General features: G+C 40.1%; 7 protein-coding genes. All 7 read right to left on the reverse strand.

Annotated elements, in window-relative coordinates; genetic code table 11:
• Position 1: 1 nt before the first annotated feature.
• Positions 2 to 1015 (reverse strand): HlyD family secretion protein, encoded by a 1014-nt coding sequence (locus Q0976_RS04965; RefSeq protein ID WP_299491642.1) that lies wholly within the window; start codon positions 1013 to 1015, stop codon positions 2 to 4.
• A 61-nt stretch (positions 1016 to 1076) separates the two neighbouring features.
• Complete coding sequence (locus Q0976_RS04970; RefSeq protein WP_299491644.1) at positions 1077 to 2090, reverse strand: NADP-dependent oxidoreductase; 1014 nt, start codon at positions 2088 to 2090, stop codon at positions 1077 to 1079.
• A 56-nt stretch (positions 2091 to 2146) separates the two neighbouring features.
• A complete protein-coding gene (locus Q0976_RS04975; RefSeq protein WP_299491647.1) occupies positions 2147 to 2758 on the reverse strand; it encodes a hypothetical protein in 612 nt (203 codons plus the stop codon).
• 5 nt (positions 2759 to 2763) lie between these two features.
• Positions 2764 to 4422, reverse strand: a complete 1659-nt coding sequence (locus Q0976_RS04980; protein ID WP_299491649.1) for a DHA2 family efflux MFS transporter permease subunit — start codon at positions 4420 to 4422, stop codon at positions 2764 to 2766.
• Positions 4419 to 8486, reverse strand: coding sequence for a condensation domain-containing protein (locus tag Q0976_RS04985; RefSeq protein ID WP_299491651.1), 4068 nt, complete (start codon positions 8484 to 8486; stop codon positions 4419 to 4421). The genes Q0976_RS04980 and Q0976_RS04985 overlap by 4 nt, the downstream gene beginning before the upstream one ends.
• Before the next feature lie 63 nt (positions 8487 to 8549).
• Positions 8550 to 14060, reverse strand: a complete 5511-nt coding sequence (locus Q0976_RS04990) for a type I polyketide synthase (protein WP_299491653.1) — start codon at positions 14058 to 14060, stop codon at positions 8550 to 8552.
• 45 nt (positions 14061 to 14105) lie between these two features.
• Positions 14106 to 15911 carry a non-ribosomal peptide synthetase gene (locus Q0976_RS04995; RefSeq protein WP_299491655.1) on the reverse strand — a complete coding sequence of 602 codons (1806 nt, stop codon included), beginning with the start codon at positions 15909 to 15911 and terminating at the stop codon, positions 14106 to 14108.
• Between the last annotated feature and the right edge of the window lie 43 nt (positions 15912 to 15954).

Here is a 15954-nt window from a genome sequence, read left to right on the forward strand (position 1 = left end):
TTTAAGAACGCGTATCCACCGTTACTGTAGCTGACAAACCACTGGCTAAATGCTGAACGTGATCAAAGGCAATACGCACAGGTAATCGTTGCACAACCTTAGTAAAATTTCCCGTTGCATTATCAACAGGTAACAAGGCAAACGTTGAACCTGTCGCTGGCGACAAACTACTGACTTTCCCATAAAACGTTTTATCAGGGTAAGCATCAAGATTAATTTGAACACCTTGACCCACAGACATTTGTGCCCGTTGGGTTTCTTTAAAATTCGCGACAATCCAAACAGGTTTTGCAGACACAATACTGGCTATCGTTTCCCCTGATTGCACCATCGTCCCCACTTGCTCACTGCGATCACTTATCACCCCATCAATAGGAGAGACAATTTGGGTATAACTCAAATCTAACTTGGCCTGCTCTAAATTAGCTTTCACTTCAGATAAGCTGGCTTGAGACTGTTTCACATTACTGGCTAATACCGCGAGTTGATCTTGCTGTGTCTTTAAACTTTGGCTGTCTTTTTTATACTGGATTTTTGCTTGAGTATATTTAAGCTCTTCATTATCCACATCACCTTGAGCCACAAAATGTTTTTTCAATAAAGCAAGGTATCGTTGGTATTGCTGTTTTGTGTAGCCCTCATTCGCTAAATCTAACTTAGTTTGTGATTGAAATTCAGCTACTTTACTTAATTGCATTTGATATTCCGCTTTGGCATTATCAATCTCAGACAAGACTTGTTCAACATTCGCTTGCATTCTTTGTAAGGTCACTTTCTGATCGCGATCATCTAATACAAGTAACAACTGACCTTTTTTTACAACCTGATTATCGTGAATATATGACGCCACCACAACGCCAGATGTTCTCGCACTGAGTTTAGTAATATCGTTTGTCACATAAGCATTATCCGTCGTTTGAAAGTAACGGCCATAACTAAACCAATAAACGCCTCCAAGAACAAATGCACCTAATAACACAAGCAGAGATATTTTTTTAATATTTTTCTTCATCATCTTCCCCCTTATAACGGAGCCATGATGATTGCTGACAACTCCCTGCCAGCAATCATCAATGTTATAATTTGACTAATTGTTTTCCCATATTCAGCCCTTCAAATAAATCAGCAAAGGCCTGAGGCGCCTGGGACAATCCATTATGAATAGTCTCTCGATATTTAATGCTTCCTGATTCAACTGCATTTAATAACCAAGGATCTGATTCAGGATAATCCTTAAGCCATTGTGTCACCAAAAAGAATTGCGCATGTGGCTGACTTGGTAATGATTGAAAAAACTGTTCTGGCCCACCGGCTTGCACATTAGCCTTATTGTATTTTGAAATATTGCCGCAAACAGGCACTCGTGCTCCCTCATTAAGCAATTGCGCTACAAACGTAGATATCTTCCCTCCGACATTTTCAAAATACACATCAACTCCCTCAAGGCAGGCTTGGCGCAACTGCACTTTAAAATCTTTCGCTTTATAGTCGACGCAAGCATCAAAACCTAATTCTTCAACAACATAGCGGCATTTTTCTTCCCCTCCGGCAATGCCTACAACATAAGCACCGGCCATCTTAGCAATTTGCCCTGCAACAGAGCCTACAGCCCCCGACGCCGCCGAGATCACAACAGTCTCTCCCGCTTGAGGTTTCGCAATGCGATTCATACCAAAATAAGCAGCTCGTCCTGCCGTTCCCAGCGGCCCTAAAAATACCGATTTAGGTAAGCCAGTGTCAGGCAAAGGTAAAATAATGGTATTTTTACCATTAGTCACAAAATAACGTTGCCAAGTCGACAATAAAAAAACCCATTGCCCCTGTTTGACTCTTGGATTTTTAGACTCAAGCACAAACCCAACGGCCTCTCCTTGAATAACCTCGCCAATATGAATTGGATTGACCATAGCCACATCTTTATTGAGCCTAGGACGAACATAAGGATCAATGGAAAGCCAATGGTTTTCAATTAATACTTCGCCTTCTTCCAACGCTATAAGCGGACGTTCCTCTAAACGAAAATCACTCGACTGAACGAGCCCTTCTGGATGCTTTGCTAGCACGACAGATTGATTTATTTTCTGCTTCATATTCTTATACCTATTTTAGATTAATAAAAGAGCTAAATGACGCATATACCTTCCTGTTATAGCGCACGCTTCCACCGTATTTGAGGCCATTTCACACTAAAAGCGATCAAGGCAACTGTATAGGGCCAACTAAACAAAAAAACCATCGTATTGAGACTATGACTACTCTCATGACTCCAAACCAATACCACAATAAACTTCACTATTTGCGCCATAATCCATACCATTGACACTTCATGCCATACTCTGTGGTACAGGGCTGTTTCCCTAATAGGTAAAGTTTTAAGATAAGGTAATCCAGACTCTGCTAATAATTTAATCATTGGACGATTCATCAAAGAATACGCACTCAATATAACCAACATACTGAACGCGCTGCTCACAGATAAAAACACACTTTCTTGGGTGATCCCAAACGGGGTAAATCCCTTAGAAAAGGCATAATGGCACCCGCCAGAAAATAGCAAGAGTAGCACCACCGACAGTGTATTATCGCCTTGTCTCATCAGCGCAATAACCCCCCCATAGACAGCAGTAGAGATCACCGCCCAGCCAGCACCCATACTCCAAAAAGCAACGCTATAAAGTACAATAGGCACAATGATGTTTTCTAATGCACTGCGGCTCGTCAGATAACGTAAAAAAATATTTCGCTTAACTTCATTCATAACAACTAACCCTCGATATGACGAAACAAAGTAAAGTCTCGATTAGATAGAAAAACCCACACTGCAGTCCCAAACATGAGACAACCCATAATGAGAAATAAATCATTAAATGCCATAATTTCAGCTTGCTGTGTAATACGATCCGTTAAAATTGATGAAGCAATTTGTCCTACGGTGCCATTCAATCCTCCGTGGGCACTGCGCATCAACATCGCTTTAACTTGACTGATAAAGTGAGCGTAACCTTGACTCCCAACAGCAATACTGGCTTGAATATTACTGCTATGAATATGGACTTGAGTAATAAAAAATGTCGTCAACATCGCAGTACCAAACGATCCACCGATACTACGAAAAACATTAATAATAATGGCTGAAGAAGCGCTGTCTTTGCGCGTAACATTTTTTGTGGCCAACAAGGATAAGGGCACCATAATAAAAGGTTGGCCTAACGCACGAATAAACAAAGATAGGGTCATTTGCTCACCCATAAAATTAATGCTCATTTGACTGTCCATAAAAGCACTCAATGCCAATACGCCAAAGCCAAGTGCAATCATGTACTTAAGATTTATGAGTTTGACTAACTTCGGAATAAAAGGCAGTACTAACAGTTGCGGCAACCCCATCCAAATCACCACTGAACCGATTTGAGAAGCATTGTAATCGTGTACCATGGATAGGTAATAAGGCACTAAAAATAACGTGCCATAAATCGCCACCCCCAACATAATAAACACCACCATGCAATAAGAAAAATGCGTATCTTTAAACATGGCTAAATTAATTAACGGGTGCTCACAATGGAGCTGATCATAAATAAAAATCACAAAACTAATCAGCGCCACTACCGTTAAATAGCAGATCAAAGCACTTTGAAACCAATAATCTGTCCCCCCTTTTTCTAGAATAATTTCCAAAGAGCCTAAAAACAGCATCACTGAAATAATACCGATAAAATCTCCAGCTCGAATGACTTCCCAACGCACTTTATTAAACAACATGCCTTGATAAATCAATCCAGCCGCAATTAAACCTGGCAATACATTGACATAAAAAATCATATTCCAAGAAAAGTGGCTCGTTAACCATCCTCCTAATGACGGGCCAATAGCTGGCGCAAAAGTAGACACCACACTGAACATGGTCATACCAAGGGGGCGCTTTTCATCTGGTAATAGTTCAATAATCAAGCGAAAAGAAATGGGGATCAGCGCTCCACCACAAAAGCCTTGCAGCGTTCGAAACAGCAACATTGAATCGAGACTCCACGCATTGGCACATAAAAACGATGCGCCAATGAAACCTGCAATACAATAAAGTGCGTAACGCCCCGTGCCAAAGGCCTGGGTGAACCAGCCCACCAAAGGAATAGCCACAATCTCAGCCGTGAAATAAGAAGTCATAAGCCAGGAACTTTGATCTGAGCTCATGGATAACGCACCTTGGATCACCTTAATGGAAGAGTTCATGATCTGAATATCTAAAATGGCCATGAAACCGCCAATTAAGCCACCAATAATGACCCACCACTGAGAAGATGACACCTCTCTTTGTTGCTGTGAGCGGCCTTTACCAAAGGACGTTTCCTCCCCTCCCTCTACAGCACTCACCTCAATATGAGTCGTCTTGCCTGTTAACGTAGGAGATGGCACTTGACTCATGCCAACACCTGCAGTAACTGCTGAGCCAAATCACGAATATAAGGTGGATTCAATATCGATAAATGATCCCCCTCAACAAACAAGTGACACAAAGGTTGCTGACTAAATGCCTGCCAACCTAGCCCTTTATAAGGTAATTTTATTCGCCCTTTCAATACCGTTTTGGCTTCAACGACAATAAGCTCTCCGGGATACGTTGCACCAGAATATTGCTCAGTTGCTACAATGTGTGTCTGTAAAATTCGAATAAAATAAGCAAAGTCATCAACAGATATACTGCTTGGAACTAAGCCTGCCCGTTTAAACTCCTCATAAAAGACCTTCGATCGCTGCCTATCATCAAGACTCGATAACCCTTCAGGTGTGATCATTAACTCTTTTCCCATAAACTGACTCACCTTATGGGCAAAATGCGCCAATTTTTGCGCATCATCCATTAAACTGGCATCCTCAACAGTCACCTGTGGCGCCCCCTGATCTAAGATAAGTAAACGCGGAGTCATCCCAACCTTGACATGCAACTGTACTGCCATTTCAAATGCAATCGTGGCCCCAAGAGACCAGCCTCCAAGAATGATATTTTTACGCTTTATAAGATCAGCGCAAGCTTGAAGATATTTATCAGCAAGCGAACTTATTTGAGTGTCTTTTTCATCCAGTGTTGCAAAATCAGCGACTTGAATAGCATAAACAGGAATGTTTTCACCTAACTCTTTAACCAGATTTTGGTAGCAAATCACATTGCCACCAGCAGGATGGACCAACAATAGTGTAGGAAAGTCGGTTACAACACCTTCTTGTAAACACACTAATGTTTGCGGCCGTATTGATGGTGCTTGCTCAATGACAATCGCCAATTGCGCAATACTCGGATTATCATAAAAATCATTAATATTAATGCTTGTATTAAAATCACGATTAATATTAATCAATAAATTCAGACCATTGAGTGAATTCCCACCCATTTCAAAGAAGCTGACTTTACAATCAACTGCCGTCTCTTTTAAGATCTCACAAAATAGTGGATGTAACCTTTGCTCAGTCTCTGAATGGGGGCGATTTATCACTTTTTGAGTCTGTAATTTCAGCTTTGCTAACTGACGATAATCTACTTTTCCACTGTGATTTAAAGGTAACGCGTTCAACCACTCGATATGATCTGGCTTCATAAATCGGGGTAATTCATGATTAATCAGCGCTCTAATTTCATTCTGTTCTCGTTTTTCAATACAAGGAATATAAGCAATAAGTTGAGCCGGTTTTGATTCAGCCAGAAAAAGGCTCGTACCTTCTAAATAGCACACACCCACACTTTGCTGGCAAATCAGCGATAATCTATGCTCAATTTCAGCCAACTCCACTCTAAATCCACGAATTTTCACTTGTCTATCTATTCTACCTAGAAATGCGAAGGCTCCATCAGACAACTGCATAGCACGATCGCCGCTGCGATATAAACGACAATCCGGTAATAATGAATGACGAATGAACGCCTTTTCCGTTAACCTCTCTTGGTGAAGATAACCATTAGCCATATGATGGCTAGCAATATACAACTCTCCAGAGCGCCCTAAAGGCACCCTATTTTGCTGTTCATCCAATATAAGGAACTGGCTATCTGCCAACGCATGACCAATAGGCACACTCGCCAGCCCTTCAGGCAACACCTCTGGCACGTCAAAACAAGCCACACCAACTGTGGTTTCAGTGGGACCATAATGATTTAATATGCGGCAACGGGACTGCTGCCTAATTTTTTCAACAAGTTGCTTGGTTAATACCTCTCCCCCTAAGACCAATAAGTCTTGAGGTAAAATGGCCTTAGCATTCTCTAACCGAAGTAAAGCATCTAAATGAGAAGGCGTTATTTTGGCACAATCTAGAGGATGCGAAGTCAAGTAATCACAAAGAGCACCAGGATCGTCAAGTAACGTTGAAGAAATAATCTCCAAACATCCGCCACTGATCAAAGCAGGAAAAACCATAGTATGCGCTAAATCGGTGTTAAAAGAGGAAAACATGCCATAATGTGCATTCACTTTTTGCTTGAGCTTCGGCGTAATCGCTTCACAGTATTGCGCTAACTGATTATGGGTAACTTCAACCGCTTTTGGCGTGCCCGTACTGCCTGACGTGAATAAAATATACGCAGCAAAGTCAGGATCTTCACCCCAAAAATAATTCTCACATCCTGTGACATCTTGAGGGCAATCTCGATGATTTAAATACGTAACAGGAGCCCCAAGCCTCAGCCTATCACCAATAAGCAAAGTCGCATTAACATGAGTGAGTAAAGGAACCAATTGCTGATCACTTAGCTTTTCATCCAGGGGTAAATAACAAGCGTTCGCTTTCCACAATGCCAAAATAGCCACAATATAATATTCATCTTTCGGCAACTGCAAGGCAACAACATCACCACTCTCTACCCCTTGCTGTTTAAGCCAACAGGCTAACGTACTCGCCTTCTTTTCTAGCGTACCATAAGACATACCGCGACCTTCACAGCACAATGCTTGTGCCAATGGTTGCTTTACTGCTTGTTCTTCAAACTGTTGACTAACGGTTTTTACATTGGCTTTTTCTGGTAACGATTTCTGTTTAAAAGCCTGAATTTGAGAGGTATCAAGTAATGAAAAATCGTGTAAATTAGCCTGAGGATGATTTGAGATCCAAGTTAAGATCTGAGTCAGATCCGCCATCATTCGCTGAACAAAATCAGCATCAAATAAAGCAGCATTGTAATATAAGGTTAAAATAATACTGTCACATTCAGCTTCAACCCATAAGTTTAAATCAAGCTTGGCAACACCATAGTCCACTTTTATCGATTCATATTGAAATTGTTCTGGATCATAAAAAGGAAACACCTGATAAGTAAGCATCGCTTGGAAAAGCGGGTTACTTTGGGAGAAATGCCGTTGTTCTAAAGATTGCACTATGTGATTAAAAGGAATATTTTGATAAGCAAAAGCTTGGTTACTTTGATTTTTCGCACCATTAATCAAATCGGTTATGGTTAAATCAGCCGATAAATGAGCGACAATCGGTAGCGTATTAGTAAATACCCCCATAATAGCTTGACTATTCGCCACATTGCGATTCGCAAAAGGCACACCCACAACCACTTCTTCTTGGTTGCTATATAAATGCAATAGCCACTGAAAAGCAGCAAGAAACACATGAAATTCTGTTCCATGAACACTTTTGCTGGCTGACTGAATTTTCTGCCATTGTAAGGCGCTGAGCTTTAAGGAGCACATTTCGCCTTTATCTTGATTCGTTGATGTTTTTATTTTATTCGTTGGAATGCGTAATTGCCCTTCGACATCGGCCAACTTGTCTTGCCAAAATACCATGCCCTTTTTATATTCATCGGACATTATCCATTCTTGTTCATAAAGCACATAATCAAAAAATTGAAATGTTTGCGTAATAGTCGGTGTAATACCTTGACTCAATGTGTCATAAGCACTTAAAAAAGATTGCAAAAATAAGTTAACCGTCCAGCCATCTGAAATAATATGATGAAACATCATCAATAATGCACAGCGATGTTCATCGACCTTAATCACTCGAAAATTGACTAAGGGTCCTTGAGACAAATCTAACGGTCTGAGTCCTTCTTCTATTGCGGCTTGTTTAAGCCAAGTTTGTTTCACACTTTCACTGCCATGGCTCATATCATCATAAGTAAAACGATAAGCTTTACCTGAATGTATCTTTTGTACAGGCTCACCATTCACTTCAGTAAATACAGTTTGAAAAATTGTATGTTGTTTGACTATATGCGCTACCGCTTTTTCAGAAATTTCCGCTAAAAATGGTTTGTCGACTCGACAGATCACCGCAAAAGGATTGTTATATACAAGCTGGTTTTCTTGCTTCTGGCTAATAAGCCAAATGCTCTTTTGTGTTTCAGTCAAAGGGTAGTAATCGTGCTGCTCATTGTGCTGCTGGAGGAGATATTCTTCTTTCTTTAGTTTATTAGCAGCCTTTTTTCTCGCTAAGGCTTTTATTTCAGACACACTCAGTGATTGAAGCTGGCTTTTGATTAACGACATAATGAATTCCTCACAAAAGAAACGAAATCGCCAGGCAACATAATATGTTGCCTGACTGGCTGCTTACTCAGCTTCTAACAAAGTCTCAAGCTCTGATAGCACTAAATTAGCCAAACCTGATACCGTTTGATCTTGATAAAATAAGTCCACTCGAATATCAATTTCAAATAACTCAGATACTGCCGAAATAACTTGAACGGCCAATAAGGAATTCCCACCTAATTCGGTAAAGTTATCTTTTACACCAATACCCACAATTCCTAAAATAGACTGCCACACTTTCACTATTTCACGCTCAATATCACTCGATGGCTCAACATAATCCACCGATAGCTCTGGGCGGCTATGTCCTTCTTCATTCGCAGATGGCGCAGTATCAAACTCGGTAATGGTTTTCTCGGGTACGGTTTCACGAATGAGTTGCCCTAAATCACTGGTTGCCACAACCACTTGTTCTAATTCAATATTTTGCATCAATCTTTGTACTGAGCTCACCCCTTCATAATAAAGAATATCTTTATCACTCAGCTCCACATTCGGCACATTAATCTTCCCATCGTCCTCATGTGTGGACGCTACAGGATTTTCCGCACTCACTTTAATAAGGGTATAATTTTCAAGAACTAATAATACCTCTCCGCTGGATGAGTAGAAAGTGATGTTCATCATGACGGTAGCATCATCCTGTTTAAAAGGATGTTTCAGTGACACGTGAACGAAACAATCCATCTCAAGTGGCGCAATGAAAGTAATTTTGCCGTAACTGATGGGTAAGAAATTGTGCTCCGATAATCGACTCAAACAAGCAATCGCTGTAGAATCTACCATCGCTGGGTGGTACGAATAACGTTGCAGATCATCACTAAAAACATCAGCCAATTGCTTCTGAATAATCCACTCGCCCTCGCCTTCGCTGATCTTCCCATGGTTATTCCAACGATCACTTAAATACAAGAAACGACCATCATCCATTCGTACACTTTGACTTAATGCCACCTCAACGACAGGCGTTTGACAACGCTGCTGCACATTAGCCAATGCCTCTTGATGAATATCCACTGGTGTCGTTGAGCGGTGAATGGTACCAAAAGCATGTTCTTGCCATTCAAGGGCTAATAATCCGCGGCTGCGTAAGCTATAGTGATAGCCTTTTTCTGTTTCTGATACAAACAAGCTCATCCTTTTTGGCCATGCATGTTCAAAAATAACTGGAGAGGTCAACATTAAGTTCCCCACTTGCAACAATTCAGTTGATTTAAAATCAGCCAGTAATTCATGTAACATCGCCAGAATCGTGGTACCCACTAATGTTGGTTGACCTTTTAATTTATGCTCATCAATCACCCAGTCTTGATTCACACTCAAATTAACGCAATATTCTTCATTCCCTCTCTGTTTATTCACTAAGGTCAATAATTGACCTTCTTGCACCTCAAAGCCTGACTTCACCCCCATTGCCGCATTGTTACTATCAACTTGCTTAGTCCAATTCACGGCCATCCCCACATCGCCCCATTGTCCCCAATTAATCGATGTCGTATTGCCAGATGTTCGTTGGTTACGATAGGCTGCATAAGCATCCATAAATGCATTGCCTGAACAATAATCCAAGCGTGCTTCATCGCCAAGTACCGCAGTGATGGATGAAAACAACATGAAGAAATCAAGAGAGTGATCAATCAAAAGCTCATCTAAAATAAGCGTACCTTTTACTTTAGGATCTAATGTCTTAGCACAATCTTCTTTTTGTTTAAGTGGAATAATTCCACCTCCAGCAATCCCCGCTGTATGAAAGACACCATGAATTTGCTTGAAGGGGGCCAATGCCGCTTGCATTTCATCAAAATCGCAAATATTCGCTTGTAATAAATGAACTGTATTTCCCCTTGCTTCTAAACGTAATATACTCGCAAGCTTCACACTGATAGGATCATCAATAGCATGAGTGACTATCCAATGTTGCCACTCATTTCGCTCAGGCAGTTCTGAGCGATACGTCAATAATAAAGTGCAATTAGACACTGTCGACAGATAATCTGCCATCAGCAAGCCCAGTCCACCGACGCCGCCAGTAATTAAATACACACCATCTTCTCGAACCGAACGGGGCATACTCTGTGGCAGCTGATCTAAGTACACTCCTTGGTAATCTTCTTCAAATCGTAACTTTCCACGATAGGCAATGATTTGTCCGTCAGAGGGAATAAGCGCTTCAACAATCAATTGCTGAGCAATATCTTGCTCTTGACCCATATTCACCCAATCAATATCCACTTGATGACACTGGATCTCTGAATATTCATGATAAAACACACGGGCAGGCCCCATTAACAAAGCATTTTCAGGGGAATACACCGTCTCTCCCGCCACGCTATAGGTATTATTTGAAACTAAAACTAACTGTAAGTTATCCAGTAAATTCGCTTCGATTAACATTTGCTGTAAATAAAGAGGACTGTAAAAACCATTAATTTCTTGCGCTACAATTGCCCGTCTTGATGCTGCAATACTGGCTTGTGTCAACGGTTGCAGATCTTGTTCTTGCACTTGTACATTCCATAAATGTAACACTCTATTAGGGGTTAACTCATGGGCTTTAATGGCTTTAAATAATGAGCGGTAATCCTCTACGTTACTGGGGTCAATAATAAAATGATTTTCGCCTTCAACCTGCTTGAAAGTCTCTCCTTTTGTGACCCAAATAATCGGTTCAGATCTCGCCATTAATTCTGCTTTAATGCTGTCTGACAGACCATCTTCTTGGGCAAACACTAACCAACAAGAAGCTTGCGCAGTAATATTTTTATTTAAATAAGATTGGCCTACTCGTTTCCAAGAAGGGATATAAAACCAATCACCTATATCTGCTTTTTTCTGCTTTAGCAGTTTAAGCGAATTTAATTCGACCCCATCAACAGCGGTTTTTGCTTTCGGTAATTTAAACTCTTTGCGTTGGAATGGATAACCAGGCAATGATAAGCGATTTCTCACTGTCCCTTGATGCATTTGAGCCCAAGGTAATGTCACCCCATTGGCCCACAGACTGGCAAGAGAGGCTAATAAATGTTCAACCGATGTGTCTTGCTCTTTTGCTATAGGTAATGAAGAATACACCACTACCGTTTCACCTGGTTTGACATGCTGCTTAACCGCAGAGTCTAAAGACCGTCCTGGGCCCACCTCAAAAAAGGCTAATTCTGCATCCGTTGCCAATAAGGTTTTCAGTGCATGGCTAAATTTCACGGGTTGACGAACATGTTGTACCCAATATTCAGGATCGGTCGCTAATTCATCGGTGATCCAATCCCCTGTCACAGTTGACACAAAAGGGATACTTGGGGCACTTAATGTGATCCCCGCAATGACGTCTTTAAACGCCTCTAATATTGGCTCCATCATATAGGAATGAAAAGCATGGGACGTATCTAAGTGCTTACAGAAGATACCATCATCTTCTAATTGATCTTGTAACTCGGCTATTTCATCCAGATCACCAGCCAATACACATAATCCAGGATAATTCATTGCCGCAATCTCAATGTTTGTCCCTTTAATATGTTCACTAACCTCCTCTTCAGTTAATAATACGGCTAACATAGAACCCGCCGGTAGGCCTTGCACTAATTTTCCACGAAGTACTACCGCTTTTAATGCATCTTCCAAACTAAAAACACCGGCTAAACACGCCGCAACGTATTCACCCACACTGTGTCCTATCATGACACTGGGAGTCATATTCCAAGACGCCAACAATTTAGCCATGGCGAAACCAACAATAAACAATGCAGGTTGAGTAAACTGAGTTTCATTGATTTTTTCAAGCGACTGACTGTCCGCTTCTTGAAAGATAATATCTTTAATGTTTCGACCTAAAATCGGTGTCAACAGATCACAACAAGTGTCAAATGTTTCCTTAAATACGGGATAAGCATCATAAATAGGCCTTGCCATATTAATGTATTGGTTACCTTGACCTGGAAACATAAATACCAGTTCAGGTGTATCTTTAAAGCTCGTTTTAATGACTTGAGCTTGACTCACTTTTTCCTTAAAACTGGCTTTATCATTTGCCACCACAAAGCTGCTAAAATTAAACTGCTCACGGCCCACTTGTAGGGTATAAGCCACATCGGCTAAATTAACCTCAGGGTTGACTTCAAGGTACTGTTCTAAATTACCTTTCATTTCCTCTAACGCTTCTCGACTCTTTGCTGATAACGGCAAAATATAGTGTCCTTTAGCCTGATCGCTGAGTCGTTGAATCGGCGCCTCTTCAACAATAACACACGCATTGGTGCCTCCCACACCAAAAGAATTAATCAGTGCTCTTAACGGCTCTTTATTCATATCTAACCGCGTCAATTCAGTATTCACTTTGAAAGGACTGTTCTCAAAGTCAATATTTGGATTAGGTGATTGATAGTGCAACGATGCGGGCAGTTGATGGTTTTTCAGCGATAAAGACGTCTTAATTAAACTGGCGGCACCTGAAGCCACATCAGTATGCCCAATATTACTTTTAACTGAGCCCAATAAACAAAATTGTTTATCATCGGTATAACTTTGAAAAGTTTGTGAAAGTGAAGAAAACTCAATGGGATCGCCTAGTGCCGTCGCCGTACCGTGAGCCTCAATAAAGTTGATTTGACTTGGATCAATACCCGATTCATCAATCGCACTTTTGGCCACCGCGATTTGCCCATCAATACTGGGCGCAGTAAATCCCGCTTTTAGATTGCCATCGTTATTGATCGCTCCACCTTTAATCACAGAATAAATATGATCGCCATCACGAACCGCATCATCTAAGCGTTTTAAAACCAATACGCCTGCCCCTCGACTGAAAATAGTGCCATCAGCTCTTGAATCAAAGGTATAGCATCGCCCTTGAGCAGACTCCATCCCTCCTTGCTTATATTCATAACCCCTTTTTTCTGGTGTATCAATAGACGCGGCGCCAGCAAGAATTAAATCACTCTCCCCACATTGCAAACTGCGCATCCCCATGACAGTGGCAACCAATGCAGTAGAACAGGCGGTTTGCACATTGACACTGGGCCCCTTAAGATTTAATTTATATGACACTCGAGTCGTCACATAATCTTTATCATTATTAGTCACAATCGAGGTACCACTGGCATATTGATGGACATCAGGATGGTTATTCACCTCATTTAAATGCCAAGCCGTTCCCGTCCCCCCAAATACACCGACTTTTCCAGGATATTGCTCTGGAACATATCCCGCATCTTCAAATGCATGCCAACAACATTCTAAAAATACCCGATGTTGTGGATCTAACGTTTCAGCATCCCTAGGTGTCACATCAAAAAAGTGTGCATCAAAATGTTGTGCATTGCCTATAATACCTCTACGAGGAACATAATTTGGAGATGCAATTAATGCTTCTTCAATACCCGAATCGCGTAATTCTTCTTTAGTAAATTGCGTAATACTTTCGACACCATTAATAAGATTCGCCCAAAAGTCATTCACATTTGATGCACCTGGTAATCGTGCAGCCATTCCGATAATTGCAATATCTTTATGTTGAGCAGTTGCCTTAGACTTCATAATATATACCTCTTTAATACCCGCTAAATTAAATCGATGATGTGACTATTGCTTATCTATATGTTGACTGAGTTTTTTTATTGTCGGAAATTGAAGTAGATCCATTATTGACACTTTATCCGTTATCTCTTTTTTAATATGTCGATGTACTTTTGCCATCAATAAAGAGTTACCACCAACATCAAAGAAATTATCACTTAGTGAAATGTAATCTTTATTTAATATTTCTTTCCAAATTTCTGAAATCTTTGACTCGGTATCATTATTAAAATTAGCTTTAGATATAGGCATAATATATTCTCTTTTGATTTTATTAATAATTCTCTTTACTGAATCCAATTGTGAATAATCTGTTTTATCATTATTTAACGTAGGCATTCTCTCTAGTTCAATAAAGTGTGATGGACACATATAAAAAGGTAAGTATTCTTCTAAATGATCTTTTATTAATTCAACACTTAACTCTGTGCCTTCTTTCAATGTATAATAAGCTTTTAATACTTTATTATTTAAGCCAGAATGATTATTACTGTTTGTTTCATTTTCATAACTTACTGCGATATTTTTAATTTCATTAATATTAAAAATCACAGATTCAATTTCACTTAATTCTATTCGATGACCTCTTATTTTAACTTGCCTGTCCATTCTGCCTAAATATTCCAAAACGCCATCTTCACGTTCACGCACTCGATCACCGGTCTTATACATTCGAGTGTCGATAAAAAAAGCATTTGAAAAAGGATTATGAACGAACTTAGACTCAGTCATTGAAACGTTATTGATATATCCTTTTGCCAAAATATCTCCGGCTAAATACAGTTCACCGCTTTGCCCTTGAGAAACACGCTTCCCCTGCTCATCCAATATATACGCCTTAGCATGAGGTATTGGCTGACCAATGGGCACGTAGCCTTTGCTGAATTGAGGATCCGCAATCCAATGAAAGCAAAATATGCTAGCTTCAGTTGGCCCATATAAATTATGGATAATCGCAGATGTTTGCGTTGATAATTGCTGAACTAATGTTTGATCCAGTGCTTCGCCACCAGAAAAAAGATGCCTTAACTGAGAGCAACGACTCAATACCTGAGTATCAGCAATTGTATGTAACGCTGTCGGCACAAACTGAGCCACAGTGACCCCATGGGTTTGCATAAAATCAGCTAGTAAGACAGGGTCGTATTTTTTTTCATCCTCAATCACTGCGCAACTTGCCCCAATACAAAGGGGCCAAAACATCTCCCAAACAGACACATCAAAACTAAAAGTCGTTTGCGCTAAAACCACATCTGAAGAAGATAATGTAAAAGCGTTTTGCATCCACTGTAAATAGTTAACAACCGTTCGGTGTGAAACCAGCACACCTTTTGGCCGTCCTGTTGAGCCAGAGGTATAAATGACATAGCATGGACAAGTATCATTAATAATAACCGGCTCAAATGAAATATCTAACTCCCAATTGACCTCTGATAAATTAATATTTAAACAAGATTGTTTAATTGGAAATGGTTTATTTACTTTATCATCAATAACAGCTTTTGCCTGTGAGTTTTCCAGCATATATTTTAATCTTTCTTCTGGAAAAGAGGTATCTAAAGGTAAATATATTGCTCCTAACTTTATTATCCCTAATAAGCAGGCAATCATTTCAGGGCTTTTATTTAAATAGACAGCAACAATATCACCTGACTTAACCCCACTATCCATTAATTTTTTAGCAATAACATTACTCATCATTAATAATTGATTATAATTAATATTGCGACTATCGGTTTTTAAAGCAGTACAGCTTGAAAATGATTTGAACGATCGTTCCAATACCGAGTGCAATAAATATTCAAATGCCATATTATGCCTCCACCTTAATTAAAATTTAAAAGTAATATTTCAT

This window comes from uncultured Shewanella sp. (genome assembly GCF_947501665.1).
Taxonomy (GTDB): domain Bacteria; phylum Pseudomonadota; class Gammaproteobacteria; order Enterobacterales; family Shewanellaceae; genus Shewanella.

Bases quoted from the DNA above. Each gene is read 5' to 3' on its own strand.
- Q0976_RS04965 (WP_299491642.1), bottom strand. From the start codon at position 1,015: ATGATGAAGAAAAATATTAAAAAAATATCTCTGCTTGTGTTATTAGGT.
- Q0976_RS04970 (WP_299491644.1), bottom strand. From the start codon at position 2,090: ATGAAGCAGAAAATAAATCAATCTGTCGTGCTAGCAAAGCATCCAGAA.
- Q0976_RS04995 (WP_299491655.1), bottom strand. From the start codon at position 15,911: ATGGCATTTGAATATTTATTGCACTCGGTATTGGAACGATCGTTCAAA.
- Q0976_RS04990 (WP_299491653.1), bottom strand. From the start codon at position 14,060: ATGAAGTCTAAGGCAACTGCTCAACATAAAGATATTGCAATTATCGGA.
- Q0976_RS04975 (WP_299491647.1), bottom strand. From the start codon at position 2,758: ATGAATGAAGTTAAGCGAAATATTTTTTTACGTTATCTGACGAGCCGC.
- Q0976_RS04980 (WP_299491649.1), bottom strand. From the start codon at position 4,422: ATGAGTCAAGTGCCATCTCCTACGTTAACAGGCAAGACGACTCATATT.
- Q0976_RS04985 (WP_299491651.1), bottom strand. From the start codon at position 8,486: ATGTCGTTAATCAAAAGCCAGCTTCAATCACTGAGTGTGTCTGAAATA.